This is a genomic window from Endozoicomonas sp. 2B-B (assembly GCF_053470045.1).
Map to the genome: position 1 here is coordinate 968,811 of NZ_JBLZMU010000001.1, position 23,730 is coordinate 992,540.

The 23,730-nt window shown below is 49.8% G+C and carries 39 protein-coding genes; 36 read left to right on the forward strand and 3 right to left on the reverse strand.

Annotated elements, in window-relative coordinates; genetic code table 11:
* Positions 1 to 66 precede the first annotated feature (66 nt).
* The 6 genes from tuf to ACOMHB_RS03920 all read left to right on the forward strand — a co-directional run bounded on the left by tuf (position 67) and on the right by ACOMHB_RS03920 (position 4,418).
* The gene (gene tuf / locus ACOMHB_RS03895; RefSeq protein WP_257254328.1) at positions 67 to 1,260 is read left to right on the forward strand and encodes an elongation factor Tu; all 1,194 of its coding nucleotides are present in this window, start codon (positions 67 to 69) and stop codon (positions 1,258 to 1,260) included.
* Positions 1,261 to 1,501: 241 nt separating this feature from the next.
* A complete protein-coding gene (locus ACOMHB_RS03900) occupies positions 1,502 to 1,849 on the forward strand; it encodes a type II toxin-antitoxin system RelE/ParE family toxin (protein ID WP_448215575.1) in 348 nt (115 codons plus the stop codon).
* Entirely contained in the window at positions 1,830 to 2,120 is a 291-nt protein-coding gene (locus ACOMHB_RS03905; protein WP_448215576.1) for a helix-turn-helix domain-containing protein, read from the forward strand. Before ACOMHB_RS03900 ends, ACOMHB_RS03905 begins: the two co-directional genes overlap by 20 nt.
* A gap of 250 nt (positions 2,121 to 2,370) precedes the next feature.
* Entirely contained in the window at positions 2,371 to 2,688 is a 318-nt protein-coding gene (locus ACOMHB_RS03910; protein ID WP_448215577.1) for a Fe(II)-2OG oxygenase family protein, read from the forward strand.
* Positions 2,689 to 2,710: 22 nt separating this feature from the next.
* Positions 2,711 to 3,289, forward strand: a complete 579-nt coding sequence (locus ACOMHB_RS03915) for an HD domain-containing protein (RefSeq protein ID WP_448215578.1) — start codon at positions 2,711 to 2,713, stop codon at positions 3,287 to 3,289.
* Positions 3,290 to 3,881: 592 nt separating this feature from the next.
* A complete protein-coding gene (locus ACOMHB_RS03920; RefSeq protein WP_448215579.1) occupies positions 3,882 to 4,418 on the forward strand; it encodes a hypothetical protein in 537 nt (178 codons plus the stop codon).
* Positions 4,419 to 4,661: 243 nt separating this feature from the next.
* Here the strand turns inward: ACOMHB_RS03920 and tnpC are convergent, their stop codons facing one another.
* The 3 genes from tnpC to tnpA are packed head-to-tail and all read right to left on the reverse strand — an operon-like array spanning position 4,662 to position 6,912.
* On the reverse strand, positions 4,662 to 6,212 hold the full coding sequence (gene tnpC / locus ACOMHB_RS03925) for an IS66 family transposase (RefSeq protein WP_448215580.1): 1,551 nt from the start codon (positions 6,210 to 6,212) through the stop codon (positions 4,662 to 4,664).
* 5 nt (positions 6,213 to 6,217) lie between these two features.
* Positions 6,218 to 6,601, reverse strand: coding sequence for an IS66 family insertion sequence element accessory protein TnpB (gene tnpB, locus ACOMHB_RS03930; protein WP_422452200.1), 384 nt, complete (start codon positions 6,599 to 6,601; stop codon positions 6,218 to 6,220).
* A gap of 2 nt (positions 6,602 to 6,603) precedes the next feature.
* The gene (gene tnpA, locus ACOMHB_RS03935) at positions 6,604 to 6,912 is read right to left on the reverse strand and encodes an IS66 family insertion sequence element accessory protein TnpA (RefSeq protein WP_448215511.1); all 309 of its coding nucleotides are present in this window, start codon (positions 6,910 to 6,912) and stop codon (positions 6,604 to 6,606) included.
* A gap of 207 nt (positions 6,913 to 7,119) precedes the next feature.
* Here tnpA and ACOMHB_RS03940 point away from each other — a divergent pair, with 207 nt between their 5' ends.
* The 30 genes from ACOMHB_RS03940 to ACOMHB_RS04085 all read left to right on the forward strand — a co-directional run bounded on the left by ACOMHB_RS03940 (position 7,120) and on the right by ACOMHB_RS04085 (position 23,664).
* Positions 7,120 to 7,656 carry a hypothetical protein gene (locus ACOMHB_RS03940; protein WP_448215581.1) on the forward strand — a complete coding sequence of 179 codons (537 nt, stop codon included), beginning with the start codon at positions 7,120 to 7,122 and terminating at the stop codon, positions 7,654 to 7,656.
* A 550-nt stretch (positions 7,657 to 8,206) separates the two neighbouring features.
* Positions 8,207 to 8,521 carry a 30S ribosomal protein S10 gene (gene rpsJ, locus ACOMHB_RS03945; RefSeq protein ID WP_034841731.1) on the forward strand — a complete coding sequence of 105 codons (315 nt, stop codon included), beginning with the start codon at positions 8,207 to 8,209 and terminating at the stop codon, positions 8,519 to 8,521.
* A gap of 101 nt (positions 8,522 to 8,622) precedes the next feature.
* Positions 8,623 to 9,261 (forward strand): 50S ribosomal protein L3, encoded by a 639-nt coding sequence (gene rplC, locus ACOMHB_RS03950; RefSeq protein WP_422136685.1) that lies wholly within the window; start codon positions 8,623 to 8,625, stop codon positions 9,259 to 9,261.
* A 12-nt stretch (positions 9,262 to 9,273) separates the two neighbouring features.
* Positions 9,274 to 9,876: a 50S ribosomal protein L4 gene (gene rplD / locus ACOMHB_RS03955; protein WP_252177330.1), complete on the forward strand. Its 603-nt coding sequence runs from the start codon at positions 9,274 to 9,276 to the stop codon at positions 9,874 to 9,876.
* A complete protein-coding gene (rplW, locus tag ACOMHB_RS03960) occupies positions 9,873 to 10,169 on the forward strand; it encodes a 50S ribosomal protein L23 (RefSeq protein WP_422136686.1) in 297 nt (98 codons plus the stop codon). Before rplD ends, rplW begins: the two co-directional genes overlap by 4 nt.
* Before the next feature lie 11 nt (positions 10,170 to 10,180).
* The gene (gene rplB, locus ACOMHB_RS03965) at positions 10,181 to 11,008 is read left to right on the forward strand and encodes a 50S ribosomal protein L2 (protein WP_252177328.1); all 828 of its coding nucleotides are present in this window, start codon (positions 10,181 to 10,183) and stop codon (positions 11,006 to 11,008) included.
* A 21-nt stretch (positions 11,009 to 11,029) separates the two neighbouring features.
* Positions 11,030 to 11,308, forward strand: a complete 279-nt coding sequence (rpsS, locus tag ACOMHB_RS03970) for a 30S ribosomal protein S19 (RefSeq protein WP_252177327.1) — start codon at positions 11,030 to 11,032, stop codon at positions 11,306 to 11,308.
* Positions 11,309 to 11,319: 11 nt separating this feature from the next.
* Entirely contained in the window at positions 11,320 to 11,655 is a 336-nt protein-coding gene (gene rplV, locus ACOMHB_RS03975) for a 50S ribosomal protein L22 (RefSeq protein WP_448215582.1), read from the forward strand.
* Positions 11,656 to 11,666: 11 nt separating this feature from the next.
* Positions 11,667 to 12,368, forward strand: a complete 702-nt coding sequence (gene rpsC / locus ACOMHB_RS03980; RefSeq protein ID WP_422136688.1) for a 30S ribosomal protein S3 — start codon at positions 11,667 to 11,669, stop codon at positions 12,366 to 12,368.
* Between the two features lie 11 nt (positions 12,369 to 12,379).
* Entirely contained in the window at positions 12,380 to 12,793 is a 414-nt protein-coding gene (gene rplP / locus ACOMHB_RS03985; protein ID WP_034841748.1) for a 50S ribosomal protein L16, read from the forward strand.
* Positions 12,793 to 12,984, forward strand: coding sequence for a 50S ribosomal protein L29 (rpmC, locus tag ACOMHB_RS03990; RefSeq protein ID WP_252177324.1), 192 nt, complete (start codon positions 12,793 to 12,795; stop codon positions 12,982 to 12,984). Before rplP ends, rpmC begins: the two co-directional genes overlap by 1 nt.
* Before the next feature lie 2 nt (positions 12,985 to 12,986).
* The gene (rpsQ, locus tag ACOMHB_RS03995; RefSeq protein WP_422136689.1) at positions 12,987 to 13,250 is read left to right on the forward strand and encodes a 30S ribosomal protein S17; all 264 of its coding nucleotides are present in this window, start codon (positions 12,987 to 12,989) and stop codon (positions 13,248 to 13,250) included.
* Positions 13,251 to 13,354: 104 nt separating this feature from the next.
* Entirely contained in the window at positions 13,355 to 13,723 is a 369-nt protein-coding gene (rplN, locus tag ACOMHB_RS04000) for a 50S ribosomal protein L14 (RefSeq protein WP_062268071.1), read from the forward strand.
* A gap of 11 nt (positions 13,724 to 13,734) precedes the next feature.
* Positions 13,735 to 14,052: a 50S ribosomal protein L24 gene (gene rplX, locus ACOMHB_RS04005; protein ID WP_257253580.1), complete on the forward strand. Its 318-nt coding sequence runs from the start codon at positions 13,735 to 13,737 to the stop codon at positions 14,050 to 14,052.
* 11 nt (positions 14,053 to 14,063) lie between these two features.
* The gene (gene rplE, locus ACOMHB_RS04010) at positions 14,064 to 14,603 is read left to right on the forward strand and encodes a 50S ribosomal protein L5 (RefSeq protein ID WP_257253585.1); all 540 of its coding nucleotides are present in this window, start codon (positions 14,064 to 14,066) and stop codon (positions 14,601 to 14,603) included.
* 15 nt (positions 14,604 to 14,618) lie between these two features.
* A complete protein-coding gene (gene rpsN / locus ACOMHB_RS04015; protein WP_422136690.1) occupies positions 14,619 to 14,924 on the forward strand; it encodes a 30S ribosomal protein S14 in 306 nt (101 codons plus the stop codon).
* A gap of 29 nt (positions 14,925 to 14,953) precedes the next feature.
* Positions 14,954 to 15,346 (forward strand): 30S ribosomal protein S8, encoded by a 393-nt coding sequence (rpsH, locus tag ACOMHB_RS04020; protein WP_422136691.1) that lies wholly within the window; start codon positions 14,954 to 14,956, stop codon positions 15,344 to 15,346.
* A 12-nt stretch (positions 15,347 to 15,358) separates the two neighbouring features.
* Positions 15,359 to 15,892, forward strand: a complete 534-nt coding sequence (gene rplF, locus ACOMHB_RS04025) for a 50S ribosomal protein L6 (RefSeq protein ID WP_422136692.1) — start codon at positions 15,359 to 15,361, stop codon at positions 15,890 to 15,892.
* Between the two features lie 12 nt (positions 15,893 to 15,904).
* Entirely contained in the window at positions 15,905 to 16,255 is a 351-nt protein-coding gene (rplR, locus tag ACOMHB_RS04030; protein WP_257253596.1) for a 50S ribosomal protein L18, read from the forward strand.
* Between the two features lie 11 nt (positions 16,256 to 16,266).
* The gene (gene rpsE / locus ACOMHB_RS04035) at positions 16,267 to 16,779 is read left to right on the forward strand and encodes a 30S ribosomal protein S5 (protein ID WP_252177316.1); all 513 of its coding nucleotides are present in this window, start codon (positions 16,267 to 16,269) and stop codon (positions 16,777 to 16,779) included.
* 3 nt (positions 16,780 to 16,782) lie between these two features.
* Complete coding sequence (rpmD, locus tag ACOMHB_RS04040; protein ID WP_252177315.1) at positions 16,783 to 16,965, forward strand: 50S ribosomal protein L30; 183 nt, start codon at positions 16,783 to 16,785, stop codon at positions 16,963 to 16,965.
* A gap of 1 nt (position 16,966) precedes the next feature.
* Positions 16,967 to 17,401 (forward strand): 50S ribosomal protein L15, encoded by a 435-nt coding sequence (gene rplO, locus ACOMHB_RS04045; RefSeq protein ID WP_317143665.1) that lies wholly within the window; start codon positions 16,967 to 16,969, stop codon positions 17,399 to 17,401.
* Complete coding sequence (gene secY, locus ACOMHB_RS04050) at positions 17,402 to 18,727, forward strand: preprotein translocase subunit SecY (protein ID WP_317143664.1); 1,326 nt, start codon at positions 17,402 to 17,404, stop codon at positions 18,725 to 18,727.
* 49 nt (positions 18,728 to 18,776) lie between these two features.
* A complete protein-coding gene (rpmJ, locus tag ACOMHB_RS04055; RefSeq protein ID WP_079253874.1) occupies positions 18,777 to 18,890 on the forward strand; it encodes a 50S ribosomal protein L36 in 114 nt (37 codons plus the stop codon).
* A gap of 381 nt (positions 18,891 to 19,271) precedes the next feature.
* Positions 19,272 to 19,628: a 30S ribosomal protein S13 gene (gene rpsM, locus ACOMHB_RS04060; RefSeq protein WP_422136693.1), complete on the forward strand. Its 357-nt coding sequence runs from the start codon at positions 19,272 to 19,274 to the stop codon at positions 19,626 to 19,628.
* A gap of 52 nt (positions 19,629 to 19,680) precedes the next feature.
* On the forward strand, positions 19,681 to 20,070 hold the full coding sequence (gene rpsK / locus ACOMHB_RS04065) for a 30S ribosomal protein S11 (protein WP_034841784.1): 390 nt from the start codon (positions 19,681 to 19,683) through the stop codon (positions 20,068 to 20,070).
* A gap of 16 nt (positions 20,071 to 20,086) precedes the next feature.
* A complete protein-coding gene (rpsD, locus tag ACOMHB_RS04070) occupies positions 20,087 to 20,707 on the forward strand; it encodes a 30S ribosomal protein S4 (protein WP_257254923.1) in 621 nt (206 codons plus the stop codon).
* A 31-nt stretch (positions 20,708 to 20,738) separates the two neighbouring features.
* On the forward strand, positions 20,739 to 21,740 hold the full coding sequence (locus tag ACOMHB_RS04075; protein ID WP_422136694.1) for a DNA-directed RNA polymerase subunit alpha: 1,002 nt from the start codon (positions 20,739 to 20,741) through the stop codon (positions 21,738 to 21,740).
* A gap of 73 nt (positions 21,741 to 21,813) precedes the next feature.
* Complete coding sequence (gene rplQ / locus ACOMHB_RS04080; protein ID WP_317143661.1) at positions 21,814 to 22,200, forward strand: 50S ribosomal protein L17; 387 nt, start codon at positions 21,814 to 21,816, stop codon at positions 22,198 to 22,200.
* 165 nt (positions 22,201 to 22,365) lie between these two features.
* Entirely contained in the window at positions 22,366 to 23,664 is a 1,299-nt protein-coding gene (locus ACOMHB_RS04085) for an amino acid permease (protein ID WP_448215583.1), read from the forward strand.
* Positions 23,665 to 23,730: the final 66 nt, after the last annotated feature.

Here is a 23,730-nt window from a genome sequence, read left to right on the forward strand (position 1 = left end):
AAAGGGCTGTTAGAATGCTGCAATCACTACCCCGAACCATTGATATTTATCTAAGGGTCAAGAGAAATGGCTAAGGAAAAATTTGAACGTTCGAAGCCGCACGTAAACGTCGGCACCATCGGTCACGTTGACCACGGTAAAACTACTCTGACGGCTGCACTGACTCGCGTATGTGCAGAAGTATGGGGTGGCGAAGCTAAAGACTTCTCTCAGATCGATAACGCTCCTGAAGAGCGTGAGCGTGGTATCACCATCTCTACTGCTCACGTAGAGTACGACTCTCCTAGCCGTCACTACGCTCACGTAGACTGCCCAGGACACGCCGACTACGTTAAGAACATGATCACCGGTGCTGCCCAGATGGACGGCGCTATTCTGGTATGTTCCGCTGCTGACGGCCCCATGCCTCAGACTCGTGAGCACATCCTGCTGTCTCGTCAGGTTGGCGTACCTTACATCGTGGTATTCCTGAACAAAGCTGACATGGTAGACGACGAAGAGCTGCTGGAACTGGTTGAAATGGAAGTTCGTGAACTGCTGGACACTTACGAGTTCCCGGGTGACGACACGCCAATCATCACTGGTTCTGCCCTGATGGCTCTGGAAGGTAAAGACGACAACGAAATGGGTACTTCCGCTGTTAAGAAGCTGGTTGAAACCCTGGACGAGTACATCCCTGAGCCAGAGCGTGCTATCGATCAGCCGTTCCTGATGCCTATCGAGGACGTATTCTCCATCGCTGGTCGTGGTACCGTAGTAACTGGCCGTGTTGAGCGTGGTATCATCACTGTTGGTGAAGAAGTAGAAATCATTGGTATCAAAGAGACTACCAAGACTACTGTTACCGGTGTTGAAATGTTCCGTAAGCTGCTGGACGAAGGTCGTGCAGGTGAGAACATTGGTGCGCTGCTGCGTGGTACCAAGCGTGAAGAAGTTGAGCGTGGTCAGTGTCTGATCAAGCCAGGAACTGTAACGCCTCACACCAAGTTCGAAGCAGAAGTTTACATTCTGTCCAAGGACGAAGGTGGTCGTCACACTCCATTCTTCAAGGGCTACCGTCCTCAGTTTTACTTCCGTACCACTGACGTGACCGGTGCTGTAGAACTGCCAGAAGGCGTTGAAATGGTAATGCCTGGTGACAACATTAACTTCGTAGCTACCCTGATCGCTCCAGTAGCGATGGAAGACGGTCTGCGCTTCGCTATCCGTGAAGGTGGTCGTACTGTAGGTGCTGGTGTTGTTGCCAAGATCATCGAGTGATATTGAATCGCTGGTAATCTAGATCACCCTATAAAAACCCCGGATTTCTCCGGGGTTTTTTTGTCTTTAAGCCGCTGGCTTTCCTGGTGGATAGATGAAAACCATCTCAACGAATTTCGAAACCATGACCCACCTGTTCGAAGAAAACGTTCAACCCGGACTCTAGTTTATCTCGATTTTGCCGACCGGTCCTGTCAATGGCTGAACTTGACAAGGTTAACAATATTGCTAACCTCACTTTATGAAAAAATTAACTTGGCACATCCATTTCTACAGTGATCGAGTCGCCAAGGACATGGGCAAGCTGCCAGCCGGGATACTGGCTGATTTCATTGATCTTCTTGATCAGGTTGAAGTTCACGGTCCAAACCTTGGTGAACCTCATACCAAACCAATGGGGCGTGGGTTATATGAACTTAGGGCTAATGGGCCTGAAGGAATAGGCAGGGGTCTTTTTTGCAGTGTGAAAGGAAACCATGTTGTTATTTTGCATGTGTTTCAGAAAAAAACTCAAAAAACATCTAAAAGAGACTTAGATCTTGGATATAAGCGGATGAAGGAGGTGCAGCATGGCAAACTTAAGTTATAAAGCATTTCGCAAGAAGGCGCTTGAGCGCGAAGATGTTCAAGCTGCGATGGAAGAAAAAGCAGAGTTCTTTGCACTCCGTCGTGAACTGATTCGAATGCGGCAGGAAGCAGGAATGACCCAAGAGGATATTGCCCAGGCAATAGGTACACAGAAAACCAGTATCTGCCGACTTGAGAGTGCCAACAGTAAAACGCTCCCGAGTCTGGGTATGTTGAAAAAATATGCGGAAGCCACCGGGCATAAGCTCAACATCACTTTTTCTCCTGTGTGACACTTCCCTTGATTTAATGCTGCCGTTTTAATAATGACAGCCAACTGGTTTTCAAGTGTCCATTTATTTGGTTTTTTGCCGTCTTCAGTCGCAGGTATTCCTTGTGATCTTCCTTTCTTGCGCTTTTCCAGCCCCGAGAGCAATAACTAAGGCATGGATAAAAAGGTTTCATTTGGTTGAAACATAGCCGGAGTAAGGTGATGCCAGTATATGTCGTTGGTTCAGGTCGATTCTATTTGGAGATGACCTTATGAAAAAATGGATGACTGGTCTGGCTCTGGCGGATGGTTTTTATGCGGCACAGTTGCTTAGACAGCAGCATCCTGAATACTTCGCTCTGCTTTCGACAACCACCCTGCAATACAACTTCAGTAGTGATAGCGCCAGTTTGTCGAGCACTGGCCCGGTGATTGAGTTGGGCTGCGAGGGTGAAATCATCGGTATTCGTATTAACAACCGTTCGGTCCAGCCGATGCGCCTGCCAATGCCAGCCCGGGGTAAACGACATCTTCAGGGGGCCTATGCGGATATTGATTCCCTACGCAGTGAACTTAAGCGAATGAATTGATCCAGAAGAAAAGATTATTGAAATGAGAGTTATTGACTTTATCCGCACACAATATATCGAGAATGGTCATGTTGCTTATGGTGAGCATATCTCAATGACCAATCATATGTTGCAGTCAGCCTTTTACGCTGAACAGAGTGGCAGCTCAAAGGAAGTAGTCGTTGCTGCTTTCCTTCATGATATTGGTCATTTGTTGCATGGTCTCCCGGAAGATATTTCCGATCATGGCATTGATGGTTTTCATGAAGATATTGGTGAGCGTTGTTTGAAAGGTTATCTGCCAACACTGGTCACAGATTGTATTCGTCTTCATGTTCAGGCGAAGCGATACATGTGCACACTTAAGCCTGCCTATTACGACAAACTTACCGAGGCTTCGCGGGAGTCTCTTGCAATACAAGGTGGTTTGATGAGCGATCAGGAAGTTGCGGCTTTTGAAGCGGAGCCTTATTACAAGGAAGCTATGCGAGTTCGGGTTTATGATGATATGGGCAAGCAAGCCGAGCTGGAGCATCCTGATCTGGATTACTACCTGAAGCTGACTGAAGAGTGTTTGATGATGACTGAGATGCCTGCTCCCGATAACACATTGACCGTATAATAAAGTCGAAGACGAAATTCGTAAAGCCGAGCTGCAAGGTGAAGAAAAAAGGAATACCGCCAACGGAAGGCCAAACATCTGGCGTGTAGCCTTCGCTGTGTACCAGCGGGGAGAAAGAACTGGTTTTTTTGCTGGATAGAAGAGGGAAGGGGATAATGTCACTGTGTTCTAGACGTAATTGTCAGTTTTCTTCTTGCAGGTATAGATTCATCTCAGTACTTCATCGATGTGCTTCAGCGCATCAGTTTTCAATCAGCTCGAGATATTCGAGAGCTGATCCCGTGATTTTGGAAAGAGAAATTCGAGTTGAGTCCGTTAAAATTCGATCTCGACAAGTTGGGGTGAATGCTCTTGGCTTTAACGGTTGCTTTTTTTGCCTCATTCTTCTGATTCTCTTTTACTTGGTACTCTTTATTAACTAAAGCGGTTTTGTTTCAGCCTAATTCCATATTGCACCCTTAAGATGTTAGTAATCCTAACATTTATGTAATTGAGTAGATTGCTATAGATCAATATGATTCAGTACAAGTTCATTGAGGAAAGAACTATTACAGAATAAATACTCATAAATCTATACAAATGGAGGTGTAATATGCATTTAGATAAAATCGATTATTCTGATGTAGCGGGTCAGTATCAAGCGCCATATCAAGCCACTTTAACAGACAAAAATGAAGCAAGTCTTTCTGGTAAAAAAGTAGCTATCGTAGCACCCTTTAATGAGGGTTCTCATGTGCCTGTAGGGGATAAGGGATATGAGGGTCAGCCATTGCAAGCCAGAAAAACCAATCGTGCTCTGGCCGCATTGTCAGCGCTCGCGCTGGGCGTTGCATCAGTGTTATACGTTATGCCAACCGCCACGTCCGTTGGGGCTTTCACAGCGGGTTCCATTGGTGCGGCGGTTGGAGCGTTAGCGGGGCCACAAGGTCTGTTTGCTGGTGCTGTTGCTGGTGTCACTGTTGGATCTTTTATAGGATTAAGCGTTACAGCCTACTTTACCCCCTATTTGATGGCAAAGGTTTACAATGCGGTCCTGGATGTAACGAATGGCAATGGCTTTGAACGATCAAAGCTTGCTGACAGGGTTGTGGCTTATTATGAGGGGGAAGCTTCAACATCAAAGGCATAAGCCTGATGCGACCTAAACCATAAACCAAAAATCACTGTGATCACCGCAGTGATTTTTTTTGTCTGCCGTTTTTCCAGTTTTCTTTTGTCGGGCACACTCAATTAACTGAAGCAGATTAGTTTTAGTCTGATTCCGAAACACTGATGGGTTGAACCCAGACTGCAAAGGAATCTTGCTGGATTCCATATTGCACCCTTGAGATGTTATTAATTCGTAAGCGTTCAAGCAGGGTATAGACTCCCCCTACTTATCGAGATCGGATTTTAACGGATTGGCCCCGAATTTCTCTTTCCAGATTCGTGGGATTAGCTCCCGGATATCTCGAGCCGGATGGTAACTGATGCGCTGAAGCACATCGACGAAGTACTTGTATGGATCAATGCCTGCAAGAAGACAACTGACGATTAACGTCTGAAACACGGCTACATTGACTGCCCCTTCTTCTGTCCAGCAAAAAAGCCAGTTCTTTCTCCCCATCGGGATACACCTGAGACTTCGCTCCAGGTGATTCGTATCAATGGCGACATCCGGATTATCCAGATAAAGCCGTAGCTCTTTTTCCCGTTTGTTCACGTAGCCAAGAGCCTTGCTCAATGGGTTGCTTTTCACCAGATTCAGGCGACGAAGTTGTTCTTTATGCCAGTTAAAGAACTGATCAACCAGTGGCTTGGCATTCTGTTGGCGGTATTCCTGCTTTGCTTCGCCTTGCAGCCCAGCTTTGCGGATTTCGTCTTCGACTTGATAGATCGCACCTATGCAGTCCAGCGCCTCTTTTGCGGCTTCTGGCTCGACCTCTTGTGACTTGACGAAGTACCTCCTGCTATGTGTCCAGCACTGGGCATGGATGATTTTGGGATATTTCATGCACAGGCGGTCGTATTCCGAATAACCATCGGTCAGCAAGACCCCCTTATACTCTTTCAGATAAGGTTCTACGACCCTGCCAGAACGATTGGTGGAGAAGGTAAAAGCTATCTCATTCTGGTCTCCGTAAAAACACCAGAAGTAGCCTCTTTGCATCTTGCCCTTGCTTTTACGGCCCGCTTTTCCGGGCGTTTCATCCAGAGTGAGGACACGACTTTCCAGACAGCTGTTGAGCACTTCGTCAGCGATGGGTTTGAGTAAGTGCCCGGCACGCTGCTCAAGATGTGTCAGGGTTCCACGGCTGATGGTAATACCACTGGACTCAAGTTTCTGATGCTGGCGGTAAAGCGGTGCGTGAAAGCGGTACTTCTCTACCAGCAGACCTGCGATAAAGCTGACATCGGCAAAGCTGCGATCAAATAATCCTGATGGTGCGGCTACCGTTGTTAGCGTCTGGCTGGGCTTATGGCGAACGACTTCGCGCTGATATTTCAGGATGACATAGCTGGCAGGGCGCTGCGCCAGCCGATAGGTGTACTTGTAGTCAATGATTTCGTACTGGTCTGCGTCTTCACCCTTCATTTCTGCAGCAGGCATCGGGATGAGTTCAATCGGTACATCTTCAGTAAAGCGCAGTCCCTGATCGGTCACACAGTCTTCAGGGCGATTCTTTTTCCGCCGTTCGTAAGTGATGGTTTCTGTGGGAGTTTCCTGCTCTTCAGGCTTGTCCTGAAGGATTTCTCCCAGCGCCAGCTGGTCCGGATTCTCAATCAGGCGCTTTTCGGATTTTTCACCAAATAGCTGTTGTTTAAACCAGGCCAGCTGATGTTTAAGAGAAGCTATTTCCTGATCACGCTCCGACAGCAAGACCAGGATCTGCTGGAGCAGGTCCTGGTCAGTGGTGCCGGGGGTCGAAACAGGTAATTTCATGGCGGTTAAAGATAGACCTTTGACTCTCCTTTTGTGTAACGGGACGGTTGATGTTTGTAGCGTTTATATTGCTGAACGCAGCGGGTATCAATGCCTTCAAGGATGAGCTTCAGATCTGTCCACGCCATTGTTTGCTTGATGGATTTGCCTGCATGAGTATGAAACTGACCCTGTTCCAGTCGTTTGCTCCAGATACAGTATCCACTGCGATCAAAATACAGCACCTTGCACTGGGTTTGTTTGCGGTTGATGAAGACAAACAGCTGGCCGCTGAGTGGGTCTTCTTCAAGTTTGTTTCTCACCAGGGCAGACAGGCCGTCGTAGGATTTACGCATGTCGGTGGGCCGGTTGTAGAGCCAGATCCGAACCTGAGATTCTGGAAAAAACATGATCAGCGACGCATACGAAGAATAACGCCACCGGGCAGCTCAAGTTCCAACTGCCAGTTTAAGCTGGCTGGAGGCTCAGTCAGCCCGTTTGGGACTTCAACCCATTCCGGGGCAGAAGCCTGAGCGATATCAAAGGAGTCAGTGTTGTTGTAATTCCTGAGTTTGCGTTTCCAGTTTGTGAATGTTGCCAGGCTTATGTTTTGAGTTTGGCAAAAAGCTTTCTGGCTCAAGCCACTGGCTATTTGCTGATCAATGATCTGTTGCCACTGCTCAGGGTTGAGACGGGTAAAGGGTTTTGTCAGTTGCTTCACGTTAGGTATCTCCTGCGTTGTTTGCAGGGGAAAGGCTGGCAGTCAGGTTGTGATTTTTGAAGACGTCCTCAAATGAGCGGTTACATTAATTCTAACATTTGTGTAATTGAGTAGATTGTTATAGATCAATATCATTCAGTACAAGTTCATTGAGGAAAGAACTATTACGGAATAAATACTCATAAATCTGTACAAATGGAGGTGTATATGCATTTAGGTACAATCGATTATTCTGATGTAGCGGGGCAGTATCAAGCGCCATTTCAAGCCACTTTAACAGAAAAAAATGAAGCAAGTCTTTCTGGTAAAAAAGTAGCTGTCGCTGCACCGTCTAATGAGGGCTCACATATGCCTTTAGGGGGTAAGGGATATGAGGGTCAGCCATTGCAAGCCAGAAAAACCAATCGAGCTCTGGCCGCATTATCAGCGATCGCGATGGGCGTTGCATCAGTGTTATACAAAATGCCGACTGCCGCTTCCGTTGGGGCTTTCACTTTGGGTAGCATTGGTGCCGGGCTTGGGGCGATAGCAGGGCCAGAAGGTCTATTTGTTGGGGGCGTTGCTGGCTCAGCTGTTGGATCTTTCATAGGATTAAGCGTGACAGCCTACTTTACCCCCTATGTGATCGCAAAGGTTTACAATGTGGTTCTGGAGGCAACGAATGACAATGGCTTTGAACGGTCAAAGCTTGCTGACAGGGTTGTGGCCTATTATGAGGGGGAAGCTTCAACATCAAAGGCATAAACCTGATGTGATCTGAACCATAAACCAAAAATCACTGTGACCACCGCAGTGATTTTTTTTATCCGCCGTTTTTCCAGTTTTCTTTTACTGGATGCACTTAAGCTAAAGCAGTTTTGTTTTAGCCTGATTCCGAAACGCTGATGGGTTGAACCGAGGATCCAAAGCAATCAATAAAAATATGAGCCTGACACTTCCAGAGAGCAGAATAGTAGGTGCCGGTCAACTGGACAGCTAGCCAAGTTAAGTTCTAACGTCCGATATAGCCTTAGCACTTTAGTGCTGTCGTACATATTTTTAGCGTGATCGTAAAGGCCAGGTGGGAAACTTGCTCAACACTCCTTAGCAGTTTTCCTTATCTCATTACTCGTTTTATTAGGTTATCATGCCGTCTTAACTACGCGTGCGGTGGCTGAAACAAGTGTCGAATTATTTTTCGTCCGGCACTTGTGTTGACTTTAAGTTTTGTGCTTAGTAGAATTCCGCGTCCTCTTTTGTCTGGGTGGCATTGTTCACCGGACTTAGTTCTTTATTGATAGATGGTTACAACAAGATGAGTCAAGCTCAGCAGATTCGCATTCGTTTGAAGGCTTTTGATCATCGTCTGATTGACCAGTCCACGCAGGAAATTGTTGATACTGCGAAGCGAACTGGTGCTCAGGTGCGTGGTCCAATCCCTCTGCCAACCCGAAAAGAACGTTTCACGGTTCTGATCTCTCCACACGTAAACAAAGATGCGCGTGATCAGTATGAGATTCGTACTCATAAACGTCTTCTCGACATTATTGAGCCCACCGAAAAGACCGTTGACGCACTGATGAAGCTAGACCTGGCAGCTGGCGTTGAAGTGCAAATCAGTCTCGGTTAATAGCGGCACGGGCAGCCATTCAGTGTGCACAAAACTTTTGTGTAACGCTCTGGAATGAGCGGCCATAGTGGGTGAAAGCCCCGTACACGAGAGAGGTTGAAATGACTATTGGATTAGTCGGTAAGAAGTGCGGTATGACCCGTATCTTCACAGAAGACGGTGCTTCTGTACCAGTCACTGTAATTGAGGTTGACCCTAACCGCATCACTCAGGTTAAAAGCCTGGATGTTGATGGTTACAGCGCAGTTCAGGTGACTACGGGTACTAAAAAAAGCAGCCGTGTTCGCAAGCCAGAGGCTGGCCACTTTGCGAAAGCAAAGGTAGAGGCTGGTCATGGTCTTTGGGAATTCCGTGTTGACGATTCTGCTTCTTACGAGCTGGGTCAGTTGATCGGAGTTGACCTGTTCGAGCAGGGTCAGAAAGTAGACGTAACTGGTCAGTCCAAAGGTAAGGGCTTCCAGGGTGGCGTAAAGCGTTGGAACTTCCATATGCAGGACGCTACACACGGTAACTCTCTGTCTCACCGTGCTCCTGGTTCCATCGGTCAGTGTCAGACCCCGGGTCGTGTCTTCAAGGGTAAGAAGATGGCTGGGCATATGGGTGCTGAGAAAGTGACTGTTCAGTCCCTGGAAATCGTTCGCGTTGATGCTGAACGTAACCTGCTGCTGGTAAAGGGTGCAGTGCCTGGTGCTACTGGTGCTGACGTTATCGTTAAAGCTGCAGTTAAAGCGCGCGCCTGAGGGGATTAGACGATGGAATTGAATGTAACAGGTGCTGGTACGGTTCAAGTCTCTGACGTGACCTTCGGTACTGAATTCAACGAAAGCCTGGTTCACCAGACTGTCGTTGCTTTCATGGCCGGTGCTCGTCAAGGTACCCGTGCTCAGAAAACCCGCAGCGAAGTAAGCGGCGGTGGACGTAAACCCTGGCGTCAAAAAGGTACTGGCCGTGCACGCGCCGGTACAATCCGTAGCCCACTGTGGCGCGGGGGCGGTAAATCTTTTGCTGCTAAACCACAGGATCACGCTCAAAAGCTGAACAAGAAAATGTATCGTGGTGCTCTGCGTTCTATCTTGTCTGAGCTGGTTCGTCAGGAACGTCTGGTGGTAGTTGAAAGCCTTGGTGCCGAAACGCCAAAGACCAAACTGATGGTAGCCAGACTGAAGGAGCTGAATGTCGAGAGGGGGCTGATTGTTTCTGATGAAGTAGATCAGAACCTGTATCTGGCGACTCGCAACATTCCCCATGTGGATACACGTGACGTACAAGGCGTTGACCCTGTCAGCCTGATCGCTCATGAGAAAGTCGTGATGACTGTAGCAGCCATCAAGAAATTCGAGGAGATGCTGGGATGAACCAGGAACGTATTTATAAAGTTCTGCTTGGTCCGCACATTTCCGAGAAGGCGACAGTGGTGGCTGAAGAGCATGGCCAGTACGTCTTCAAGGTAGCCAAGGACGCAACCAAGCTTGAAATCAAAAAAGCGGTAGAGCAACTGTTCGAAGTCAGCGTTGATGCTGTTCGTACAGTGGTTGTTAAAGGTAAGACCAAACGTACTCGTTTCGGTATGGGCAAGCGCTCAGACTGGAAAAAAGCGTACGTCAGTCTGGCGCAGGGTCAAGAGATTGACTTTGCCGACGCGGAATAAGGAGTTACAGGATGGCCGTAATTAAGTGCAAGCCGACTTCTCCGGGTCGTCGCTTTGTTGTCAAGGTTGTAAACCCTGACCTTCACAAGGGTCGCCCACACGCGCCTCTGGTGGAAAAGAAGAGCAAGTCTGGTGGTCGTAACAACGCTGGTCGCATCACTACCCGTCATCGTGGTGGTGGTCACAAGCAGCACTACCGTATCGTAGACTTTCGTCGCAACAAGGATGGCATCCCGGCTATCGTTGAGCGTCTGGAATACGATCCAAATCGTACCGCTCATATCGCCCTGCTGAAGTACATGGACGGTGAGCGTCGTTACATTATCGCACCTAAAGGTGTGAAAGCCGGTGACGAGCTTTACTCTGGTGTTGATGCTCCTATCAAGCCAGGCAACACACTGCCTCTGCGTAATATTCCGCAGGGTTCTGTAGTTCACTGTGTTGAGCTCAAGCCAGGTAAAGGTGCGCAGATGATGCGCAGTGCCGGTACTTCCGCTCAGGTCGTAGCGCGTGATGGTGCTTACGTAACCCTGCGTCTGCGTTCCGGTGAAATGCGTAAAGTACTGGCTGACTGTCGTGCAACTCTGGGTGAAGCCTCTAACAGCGAGCACAATCTGCGCTCTCTGGGTAAGGCGGGTGCCAAGCGTTGGAGAGGCGTGCGTCCGACCGTTCGTGGTGTTGCCATGAACCCGGTTGATCACCCACACGGTGGTGGTGAAGGTCGTACCTCCGGTGGTCGTCACCCAGTGACACCATGGGGTGTTCCGACCAAGGGTCGTAAGACTCGTTCCAACAAGCGTACGGATAAGATGATCGTACGTCGTCGCAGCGCGAAGTAAGCCTAGAGAGAGGATACGACAGTGCCACGTTCTTTGAAGAAAGGCCCATTTATCGACCTTCACCTGCTGAAGAAAGTCGAAGATGCGGTTGAAAGCGGCAACAAGCGTCCGATCAAGACCTGGTCACGCCGCTCAATGATCCTGCCAAACATGGTGGGTCTGACTATCGCCGTTCATAACGGTCGCCAGCATGTGCCTGTTTTCGTTAGCGAAGACATGGTAGGCCTCAAGCTGGGCGAGTTTGCTGCTACCCGCACCTACCGCGGTCACGCTGCAGACAAAAAGGCCAAGAAGCGCTAAGAGGGTAAGAAATGAAAGAAGTAGCTGCTATACATAAAGGCGCTCGCATTTCCGCCCAGAAAGCGCGCCTGGTTGCTGACCAGATCCGAGGCAAAGCTGTTGGTGAAGCCCTGGACCTGCTGGCATTCAGCCCTAAAAAGGCTGCAGAGCTGGTCAAGAAAGTGTTGGAATCTGCGATTGCTAACGCAGAGCACAACGAAGGCATGGATATCGATGAGCTGACAGTGTCTGCTATCTTCGTTGACGAAGGTATGACCATGAAGCGCATTCGTCCACGTGCCAAGGGCCGTGCTGATCGCATTCTTAAGCGGTCTTGCCATATCACGGTTAAGGTTGCAGAGGTCTAAGGAGCGATCACATGGGTCAGAAAGTACATCCAAATGGGATCCGACTGGGCATCGTAAAGCCCCACAGATCTGTATGGTTTGCTGAAGGTCAGCAATACGCTGACAAGCTGATTACAGATCTGGAAGTTCGTGATTTCCTGCAGAAGAAGCTGAAAAATGCTTCCGTAAGCCGCATCGACATCCAGCGTCCTGCTCAGAGCGCTCGCGTTACCATCTATACTGCCCGTCCAGGCATCGTAATTGGTAAAAAAGGCGAAGACGTTGAGAAGCTGCGCCAGGCTGTTACCAATATGATGGGCGTACCTGTTCACATCAACATTGAAGAAGTTCGCAAGCCCGAACTGGACGCAATGCTGGTTGCACAGTCCATCGCTGGTCAGCTGGAGCGTCGTGTAATGTTCCGTCGTGCCATGAAGCGTTCTGTACAGAATGCTATGCGTCTGGGCGCGAAGGGCATCAAGGTGCAAATCAGTGGTCGTCTCGGCGGCGCCGAGATTGCCCGTACCGAATGGTACCGTGAGGGTCGCGTACCTCTGCACACTCTGCGTGCAGACATCGATTACGCAACTTATGAAGCCCTGACTACCTACGGTATCCTGGGCGTTAAAGTATGGATCTTCAAAGGCGAAGTGATTGGCGGAATGGCAGCTGAAGCTGAAAAGCAGCCTAAAGAGCCAGCCAAACGTCCTAAGAAGAGACAGGCTAAGAAGTAAGGAGCGCGGTAATGTTACAGCCAAAGCGTACGAAATTTCGTAAGCAGCAAAAGGGTCGCAATCGCGGCCTGGCACACCGCGGCTCCACTGTTAGCTTCGGTGAATACGCATTGAAAGCAACAGGCCGTGGACGCATAACTGCTCGTCAGATCGAAGCAGCACGTCGTGCCATGACCCGTCACATCAAGCGTGGTGGTAAAATCTGGATTCGCGTCTTCCCTGACAAGCCGATCTCCAAGAAACCTCTCGAGGTTCGTATGGGTAAAGGTAAGGGTAGTGTCGAGTACTGGGTAGCACAGATCCAGCCGGGTCGTGTCCTGTACGAAATGGAAGGTGTGTCCGAAGAGCTGGCTCGCGAGGCATTTGCCCTGGCTGCAGCCAAGCTGCCAGTGGAAACTGCCTTCGTTAAGCGGAGCGTGATGTGATGAAAGCTGCTGAATTGCGTGAAAAAACGGTTGAACAGCTCAACGAAGAGCTGGTCACACTGCTGCGGGACCAGTTTAACTACCGCATGCAGAAAGCGACGGGTCAGCTGAGTCAGACTCATCTGCTGAAGCAGACCCGACGCGACATCGCCCGTATTAAGACGGCGTTGAATGAGAAGGCAGGTATTTAACAATGGCTGAAGACAAGAAAGTCCGTACTCTGACCGGTAAGGTTGTGAGTGACAAGATGGACAAGACCGTCACCGTTCTTATTGAGCGCCGTGTTAAACATCCGCTCTACGGTAAGATCGTTAAGCGGTCCACCAAGTTGCACGCTCACGACGAAAACAATGATTGCCGTATGGGCGACATTGTCACAATCAAGCAAACACGTCCTTTGTCTAAGTCCAAGACATTTGAACTGGTTTCCATTGATGAGCGTGCTACTCAAATATAAGGCCACGGTGCCCTGGGTCTGAGTGGAAGTGGCTGGCCTTGTGGTCGGCCAGTTGTACAACGACCGGCGGGTACCCGTCTGCAGTTTGGGCTTGGAGAATAAGCATGATCCAGACAGAATCTCAACTCGAAGTAGCCGATAACTCCGGCGCTCGTCGAGTACAGTGTATCAAGGTGTTGGGTGGATCCCACCGCCGCTACGCCCACATTGGCGACATCATCAAAGTCACCGTTAAGGAAGCGATTCCACGCGGTAAGGTCAAAAAAGGCCAGGTGATGAATGCCGTTGTTGTGCGTACCAAAAAAGGCGTTCGTCGTCCAGACGGTTCCGTAATCCGCTTCGATGGCAATGCTGCCGTTCTGCTGAACGCAAGCAATCAGCCAATCGGTACCCGTATCTTTGGGCCAGTGACTCGTGAACTGCGTGGTGAGCAGTTTATGAAGATCATTTCCCTGGCACCAGAAGTACTGTAAGGGAGCAGGAAATGAAAAAGATCCGTCGTGACGACGAAGTAATCGTCATTGCTGGCAAGGACAAAGGTAAGCGCGGCAAAGTGCAGACCGTTCGTGCCGATGGCAAACTGATTGTTTCTGGTATCAACATGATCAAGAAGCATCAGAAGCCTAACCCCACACTGGGCACCCCTGGTGGCATCGTTGAAAAAGAAGCTCCAATTCAGGCTTCCAACGTTGCAATCCTGAACACAGAAACCGACAAGGCTGACCGTGTTGGCATTGCTATCTCTGAAGATGGCAAGAAACAGCGCGTGTTCAAGTCTACCGGTCAACCGGTTGACGCGTAAGGGGTGGCATAATGGCAAACTTCAAGACTAAATATCGTGAAGAGATCCTGCCCAAGCTCAGAGAAGAGCTGGGCGTGAGCAACGTTCACGAAGTTCCTCGTATCACTAAAATCACCCTGAACATGGGTGTGGGTGAGGCGATCGGTGACAAGAAAGTCATCGAAAACGCTGTTGCTGACATGGAGAAAATCGCCGGTCAGAAAGCAGTCGTTACCAAGGCACGTAAATCCGTTGCAGGCTTCAAGGTTCGTGAAGGCTGGCCAATCGGTGTTAAAGTGACCCTGCGTGACGAACGTATGTACGAATTCCTGGAGCGTCTGGTTGACATTGCTCTGCCTCGTGTTCGTGACTTCCGTGGTATCAGCCCGAAGTCTTTCGACGGCCGTGGCAACTACAGCATGGGTGTCAAAGAGCAGATCATTTTCCCGGAAATCGATTACGATAAAGTCGACGCTCTGCGTGGTCTGGATATTACCCTGACTACCACAGCCAAGACTGACGACGAAGGCCGTGCACTGCTGAAAGCCTTCAACTTCCCGTTCCGTAACTGATTAAGGTACGAGCCCATGGCAAAAGTATCCATGAAGCAGCGGGAGTTGAAGCGTCAGCGCACCGTTGCCAAGTATGCAGAGAAGCGCGCTGCGCTGAAAGCGATCATCATCAGTCCTGACAGCTCAGAAGATGAGAAGTGGGACGCTCAGGTAGCACTGCAGAAGCAGCCACGTGATGCCAGCTCATCTCGTCTGCGTAATCGCTGTCGTGTAACAGGTCGGCCTCACGGCTACCTGCGTAAATTCGGCCTGAGCCGCATCAAGCTGCGTGAAGCGGCCATGCGTGGTGATGTTCCAGGTCTGGTTAAGGCCAGCTGGTAAGCGCGATTGATCTTCTGGAGAGATAGATAATGAGTATGCAGGACCCGTTAGCAGATATGCTAACTCGTATCCGTAATGCCCAAATGGCAGAACATGCATCTGTCGAAATGCCATCTTCCAAGGTAAAGGCTGCTGTAGCCAAAGTACTGAAGGAAGAAGGTTATATAACCGATGCACGTGTAGAAGGCGAAGTTCAGAAAACTCTGATCATCGACCTGAAATACTATGAAGGCAAACCTGTTATTGAAAACCTGAAGCGCGCTAGCCGTCCGGGTCTTCGTTCTTACGCAGGCAAAGAAGGTCTGCCCAAAGTGAAAGGCGGTCTTGGTATTGCCATTGTTTCTACCAACAAAGGTGTAATGACCGATCGTGCTGCCCGTGCAGCCGGTGTTGGTGGCGAAATTCTTTGCACCGTATTCTAAGGGAGGGGTCAGATGTCTCGAGTAGCAAAAAGCCCTGTAGAAGTCCCTGCCGGTGTTGAGATCAAGTTGAATGGTCAGCACATCTCCATCAAGGGTGGTAAAGGTCAACTGGAGCTGAGCATTCACTCCAACGTTGAAGTAAAGCAGGAAGAAAACGTCCTGACTTTCGAAGCCCGTGACGGTGCCAAGCACTCTCGTGCATTGGCTGGTACTACCCGTGCGCTGGTTAACAACATGGTGACCGGTGTGACCGCTGGTTTCGAAAAGAAACTGCAGCTGGTGGGTGTAGGTTATCGTGCGCAGGCCAAGGGCAAGAGCCTGAATCTGAACCTTGGCTTCTCTCATCCGGTTGACTACAGTTTGCCGGAAGGCGTCACTGCGGAAACTCCAAGCCAGACAGAGATCCTGATCAAGGGTATCGACAAGCAGCTGGTTGGACAGGTTGCAGCGGAAATCCGCGAATTCCGTCGCCCAGAGCCATACAAAGGCAAGGGTGTCCGCTACGCCGACGAACACGTTCGTCGTAAAGAAGCCAAGAAAAAGTAAGGTAAGGTGATCATGATTGATAAAAATTCTGCTCGCCTGCGTCGTGCCCGACGTGCACGGATGAAGATGCGTGAATTGGGCGCTAACCGTCTGAGCGTTCATCGCACACCGCGTCATATCTATGCGCAGGTGGTTGCCCCTGAGGGTGACAAGGTGCTGGCCTCTGCCTCCACCGTTGAGAAGGAGCTGCGTGGCGAAGCTACCGGTAACGTTGAAGCTGCTAAAAAAGTGGGCGCTCTGATTGCTGAGCGAGCTAAAGCTGCTGGTGTTGCCAAGGTCGCTTTCGACCGCTCCGGTTTTAAGTATCACGGTCGTGTTAAGGCTCTCGCCGATGCAGCCCGTGAAGCCGGTCTGGAATTCTGAGGGTAGGCATCATGGCGAAAGATGAGCGTAAACCGCAAAACAATGACGAAGGCCTGATCGAAAAACTGGTGCAGGTTAACCGTGTAGCCAAAGTGGTGAAAGGTGGCCGTATCTTCGGTTTCACAGCCCTGACCGTTGTTGGTGATGGTAAAGGTAAAGTAGGCTTCGGTCGTGGCAAGGCGCGTGAAGTGCCTGTCGCTATTCAGAAGGCTATGGAAGCTGCCCGTCGCAACATGATCCAGGTAGACCTGAACGGTGATACCCTGCAGTACCCTGTAAAAGCCCGTCACGGTGCTTCCAAGGTCTACATGCAGCCTGCTTCTGCAGGTACCGGTGTTATTGCCGGTGGTGCAATGCGTGCTGTTCTGGAAGTGGCTGGCGTACACAACGTACTGGCCAAGTGCTACGGTTCCACCAACCCTGTGAACGTTGTTAACGCAACCTTCAAGGGTCTGCGCGACATGCGTTCTCCTGATGACATTGCTGCCAAGCGTGGCAAGTCTGTTGAAGACATTCTGGGGTAAGTCATGGCTGAGAAGATCAAAGTGACGCTCGTAAAGAGCACTAACGGTCGCCTCGAAAGCCACAAGGCTTGCGTCCGTGGCCTGGGTCTGCGTCGCATCAACCACACGGTTGAAGTGGAAGATACTCCTTCCGTTCGCGGCATGATCAACAAGGTATCTTACCTCGTTAAGGTCGAAGGAGAATAACATGCGTCTGAATACTCTGAGTCCTGCCGAAGGCAGTCGTAAAGAGCGCAAGCGCGTTGGCCGTGGTATCGGTTCCGGTCTGGGTAAGACTGGTGGTCGTGGTCACAAAGGTCAGAAGTCACGTTCCGGTGGTTCTGTAAGACCAGGTTTTGAAGGCGGCCAGCAGCCACTGCAACGCCGTCTGCCCAAGTATGGTTTTACTTCCCGCAAGGCGCGTTTCACTGCTGAAATTCGTCTGCATGAGCTGGCCAAGGTTGAATCCGAAGTGATCGATCTGGCGGCTCTGAAGGCTGCAGACCTCATCAACGGTAGCATCCTGCGAGCGAAAGTGATACTGTCCGGCGAACTGAACAAGGCCGTAACACTAAAAGGTCTGGCAGCTACCAAAGGCGCTCGCGCCGCGATCGAAGCTGCTGGTGGTAAGATCGAGGACTAAATGGCTAAGACACTACCTGTTGGGAATCAAAGCGGTTTGGGCGAGTTAATTTCTCGCCTCAAGTTCGTATTTCTGGCGATCCTGGTATATCGGATCGGTGCTCATATTCCTGTGCCTGGCATCAACCCTGATGCCCTGGCTCGGATGTTTCAACAAAATGAAGGGACCATTCTTGGCCTGTTCAACATGTTCTCCGGTGGTGCACTGGAGCGTATGTCGGTGCTGGCACTGGGAATCATGCCCTACATTTCGGCGTCCATCATCATTCAGTTGATGACCGTGGTCAGCCCCCAGTTGGAACAGCTCAAGAAGGAAGGTGAATCGGGTCGACGCAAGATCAGTCAGTATACCCGCTACCTGACAGTGTTGCTGGCGTTCGTCCAGGGTACTGGCATGACCGTAGGTCTTGCTAACCAGGGCGTGGCGTTCAATCCTGATATCAGCTTTTATGTAGTAGCTGTAGTCACCTTCGTAACCGGTGCCGTCTTTATGATGTGGCTGGGTGAGCAGGTGACTGAACGCGGGATTGGTAACGGCATCTCTATCCTGATCTTTGCAGGTATTGTCGCTGGCCTTCCCAGTGCGATCGGGCGGTCATTCGAGTCCGCCCGTCAGGGTGACATCAATATTCTGGCATTGCTCGCAATTGCTCTGCTGGCCATTGCAATTATTGCATTCGTAGTATTCATCGAACGCGGTCAGCGCCGTATAACTGTCAATTACGCCAAGCGTCAGCAAGGTCGTAAAGTGTTTGCGGCACAGAGCAGCCATTTGCCCCTGAAAGTAAATATGGCTGGTGTTATTCCAGCCATTTTTGCTTCCAGCCTTCTGCTCTTCCCTGCATCCATTGCACAATGGTTTGGTCAGGGCGAGGGCTGGGAATGGCTCCAGGATATCGCACTGGCACTGGGTCCGGGTCAGCCGTTGAACATAGTCTTGTTCTCTGCAGGTATCATCTTTTTCTGCTTCTTCTACACTGCGCTGGTCTTCAATCCGAAGGATGTTGCAGACAACCTGAAGAAGTCAGGGGCATTCATCCCGGGTATTCGTCCTGGTGAGCAGTCTGCCCGTTACATTGATGGTGTCCTGACTCGTTTGACCATGTTTGGCGCTATCTATATGACAGCAGTATGTCTGCTGCCACAGTTCCTGGTAGTTTCGGCTAACGTGCCTTTCTATCTGGGTGGTACCAGTCTGCTGATCGTAGTAGTGGTCGTCATGGATACCATGGCTCAGGTGCAGTCACACCTGATGTCACATCAGTACGAGTCACTGCTGAAGAAATCCAATCTTAAGGGCTATGGTGGTGGTGGCCTGATCCGCTAACACCGGTTCTGCATCGAATGCCACTAGCTCTGAAATGGTGGAGTGAATAATGAAAGTACGTGCATCGGTTAAGAAAATCTGCCGTAACTGCAAGATTATCAAGCGCAAGGGCACTGTTCGTGTCATCTGCGTTGAGCCACGTCACAAGCAACGCCAAGGTTGATTGTGCATGAGGTCTTTCGGGTTGTCCCAGGCCGTTATGGCCTGACCTCATAAGGCTACAGATAAATACAGCCGTTCATGAGCATCATGAGCGGTTGTATTTTGTCGTTGGTGGGATTAAAATTTCCGCTTTTCGACCTGTTAGTTGTGTAAGCATCTAACAATGGATTGGGAGGGCATGCTTTATAGCATTCCCGACAGTATCTTCAGGTGCTGATCCGGTCCGTGTTATCTGTCTATAGATGGCGAAGTAGATAAACATCGCATGACTGGCTGCAAAGTTGGTTGATAAGTCTACAGGCGAAAATAACCGTGAACTCAAAATGTCCCTGTCTGTAAAGGCAAGGATGAACTCACGGAGAAAACAAACGGAGACGATTGAATGGCCCGTATTGCTGGCGTCAACATTCCGGATAACAAACACGCTGTTATCTCGTTGACCTACATATTCGGCATCGGCAAGACCACAGCTAAAAAGCTGTGTGAGACCACTGGCGTTAAGCCAGAAGCCAAAATCGCTGATCTGAGCGAAGAGCAACTTGAGTCCTTGCGTGGCGAAATCGCCAAGCTGGACGTTGAAGGTGATCTGCGTCGTGAAATCAGTATGAACATCAAACGCCTCATGGACCTGGGTTGCTACCGTGGTATCCGCCACCGTCGCAGTCTGCCGGTTCGTGGTCAGCGTTCCAAGACGAATGCTCGCACCCGTAAGGGTCCTCGCAAGCCTATTCGTAAGTAAGTATCAATTAAGAATGGTTATACCGTTCTTATGAAACAGGATTTATTCTGATATGGCAAAGCCAGGTACTCGTTCACGTAAGAAGGTTAAAAAGCAGGTTGTTGACGGTGTTGCTCACATCCACGCTTCTTTTAACAACACTATCGTGACCATTACCGATCGTCAGGGCAACGCTCTGGCCTGGGCCACAGCCGGCGGTTCCGGTTTTCGTGGTTCTCGTAAGAGCACGCCGTTTGCAGCCCAGGTTGCTGCTGAGCGTGCAGGTCAGGCTGCCGCTGAATACGGTCTGAAGAATCTGGATGTCTGCGTGAAAGGACCTGGTCCTGGCCGCGAATCCGCTGTACGCGCACTGAACGCTTGTGGCTACAAGATCACTAACATCACTGATGTTACTCCGATCCCCCACAACGGTTGTCGTCCGCCTAAAAAGCGTCGTGTATAAGCAGGAGTCGGTATAAATGGCTAGATATATTGGTCCAAAGTGCAAACTGTCTCGTCGTGAAGGCACCGATCTCTTTCTGAAGAGTGGTGTTCGTGCACTCGAGTCAAAGTGCAAAGCAGAAATTGCTCCAGGTCAGCACGGTCAGCGTCGTGGCCGTCTTTCTGACTACGGTGTACAGCTTCGTGAAAAGCAGAAAGTTCGTCGTATCTACGGTGTACTGGAGAAGCAGTTCCGTAACTACTACAAGGCCGCTGATCGCAAGAAAGGTGCAACGGGTGCAAACCTCTTGCAACTGCTTGAGTCTCGCCTTGATAATGTAGTTTACCGCATGGGATTCGGTTCCACCCGTGCCGAAGCACGTCAGCTGGTAAGCCACAAAGCCATCCTGGTGAATGGAAAGACTGTAAACATTCCTTCCTACCAGGTTCAGCCTGGCGATGTTGTCGCCATCCGCGAAAAGGCTAAAAACCAGCTGCGTATCAACGCAGCCCTTGAACTGGCCGCTCAGCGTGGGTTTTCTACCTGGGTTGAGGTTGATGCCAGCAAAAAGGAAGGTACCTTCAAGGTGCTGCCCGAGCGGAGTGACCTGTCAGCTGACATCAACGAAAACTTGATCGTCGAGCTGTACTCCAAGTAAGGGATAGACAGTTAGGTGGGGTGTAACATCCATGCAGAATTCGGTTACTGAATTTCTTACTCCTAGACACATTGATGTCGAGGAAATTAGCCTGACGCGCGCTAAGGTAACTCTGGAACCGCTTGAGCGTGGTTTTGGACATACCTTGGGCAATGCTCTGCGTCGTATCCTTCTCTCTTCCATGCCCGGCTGTGCCGTGACAGAAGTTGAGATTGACGGCGTACAGCATGAATACAGTGCGATTGAAGGTGTTCAGGAAGATGTTATTGACATCCTGCTGAACCTCAAAGGTCTTGCCATTCGCATGACCGGCCGTGACGAAGCAACACTGAGTCTGACCAAGAAAGGTGCTGGCCCTGTGACTGCTGCGGATATCCAGTTGGACCACGATGTTGAAATCGTTAACCCGGATCATGTGATCGCCAATCTGAATGAGAAAGGCGACCTGAACATGCAGCTGAGGATAGCTCGTGGCCGCGGTTATGAGTCTGCTGACAGCCGTCATCAGGATGAAGATGAGACCCGTGCTATTGGCCGTCTGCAACTGGATGCCACCTATAGCCCTGTTTACCGCGTCTCCTATGTCGTTGAAAGTGCTCGTGTCGAGCAGCGTACCGATCTGGACAAGCTGGTTCTTGATCTGGAAACCGACGGTACTCTGGACCCGGATGAAGCCATCCGTCGTGCTGCAACCATTCTGCAGCAGCAGCTGGCTGTATTTGTTGATCTGGAAGGTGAGCCAGAGCCAGAGCCAGTTAAGGAAGAGGATGAAGTTGATCCTATCCTGCTGCGCCCTGTGGATGACCTCGAACTGACTGTTCGTAGTGCTAACTGTCTGAAGGCAGAAAACATCTACTACATCGGTGACCTGATTCAGCGCACTGAGGTTGAACTGCTCAAGACCCCGAACCTGGGTAAGAAGTCCCTAACCGAGATCAAGGACGTTCTGGCCTCTCGTGGTTTGAGCCTGGGTATGCGTCTCGACAACTGGCCACCGGCCAGCCTGAAGGGCGACGACAAGATTTCTGCTTAAGCAGCCATTGGCTTTTTCACTCACTCCAAAAGAGTGGGTGTAAGGCAAATGGTAGAATGAGGAAGTTTGTGCCATGCGTCATCGTAAGAGTGGCCGCAAGCTCAACCGGAACAGTTCACATCGCAAGGCGATGTTCAAGAACATGACTGCTTCCCTGGTAGAGCACGAAGTAATCAAAACAACACTGCCTAAGGCTAAAGAGCTGCGCCGTGTTGCAGAACCGCTGATAACCCTGGCTAAGGAAGACAGCGTAGCCAACCGTCGTCTGGCGTTTGATCGTCTCCGTAACAAAGAGACTGTTGGCAAGCTGTTCTCCGAACTGGGCCCTCGCTTCAAAGAGCGTCCAGGTGGCTATATCCGCATCCTGAAGTGCGGATTCCGTAAGGGTGACAATGCACCTATGGCTATCGTCGAGCTGCTGGATCGTCCAGCTGCTGAAGCGGAAGCTACTGAAGAGTAAGATTTTTACTCCTTCAAAAAAAACCGGACCTTGTGTCCGGTTTTTTTTGAGGCTCCTAATGACAAGCCAACTTTGAATCGATTCAGCAGAAAATCACAGGGGAACCAGGCCATCTTTTCATTGTCTAAATTGTAAAGGCATTGCAGTTTTGCGAATGGGGGGTCTATGTCAAATCAGGGTATTGAAGCAAAACGTTCCATAGAAAAATACGCCAAATCAGAATGGACCGCCAGGGACACAGGTTGGATGTTCAGTCACATAGGTACAGGCATAGGTGCAGGGTTGCTTTACCTCCCCATAGTCGCCGGCAGTGGTGGTATATGGCCTCTTTTCTTCATGGCCCTGGTCAGTGGTCCCATCATATTTCTCACCCATAGAGGGTTAACCCGTTTCTGTTTGTCTTCCCGGAAACCTGATGGGGATATCAGCAGTATTGTTAGAGAGAACTTTGGTGATAAAGTCGGTCAGTGGTTGATGCTGCTCTGTTTTTTGTCGATGTTTCCTGTCCTGCTGCTTTATACCATTGGCATTGCGAATGTTAGTGAGAGTTTTCTGCTAAATCAGCTCAAATGGGAAGGCCTAATAAACAGACCTTTGCTTGTTTTTTTGCTTGTCACGGGCATGATCGCGCTGTTTAGTGGCTCAGAGCAGAAAATGTTGAAGCTGATCAGCAGTCTGGTTTTTCCTCTGACTGTGGTGCTTCTGTGCGTAAGTCTGTATTTGATACCTCAATGGCGAATGGATTTTCTCCGTCAGGAAGTGCCCATGGTGGATATCGTTAAAACCTTTCTTCTGACGTTACCCGTGCTGGTATTTTCTTTCTACCATGCGGCTGTTTGTCCATCCTTTGCCCGATCGTACCGGCGTCAAATGCCTGAGCTTCATCAGTGCATCGCCAAGACCGACCAGATTCACTTCAGAAGCTCTCTGGTTTTACTGCTTATCACATTGTTCTTCGTGCTTTCGTGCGTATTGGCTCTGGCACCAGAACAGATTGAGCTTGCGAAAGCTCAAAATCTACCAATTCTTTCCATCCTGGCTAATCAACCCGGTAATCGTTTATTTTCCAGTCTGGCACCTGTTATCGCTTTTGTGGCGATTTTAACTTCTTACTATGGTTTTTTTCTCGGCACTATTGAAGTGATTAATGGCTTTATTGGTGTGGGGCTGGAACGGTTCAGGCCGGGTGAGTTAACAACCCCTTCTGCCAGACCCAGACGTTTGAGTATTTTTCTGGTGGCCCTGGGATGCTGGATTGCAGGTGTTGGTGATTGGAGTATTCTTATGATCATGGATGCCATAGTAGCCCCCATGATGGCGATTATCCTGTTCTTTATTCCGGTCATAGGGCTCTACAGGTCTGCTGCTCTGAAACGATATCGCAAGCCTTTGAACGATTTTTTTGTGGTGATTTTTGGTGTGATTGTAGTGGCAGGATTTCTGGTTTCACAGCTAATAAAATAAAAAAAACCAGGTTCTCTCAAACTTGGCTTTATATACTAACAGGCTATATCAAGTGTTATGATTTTT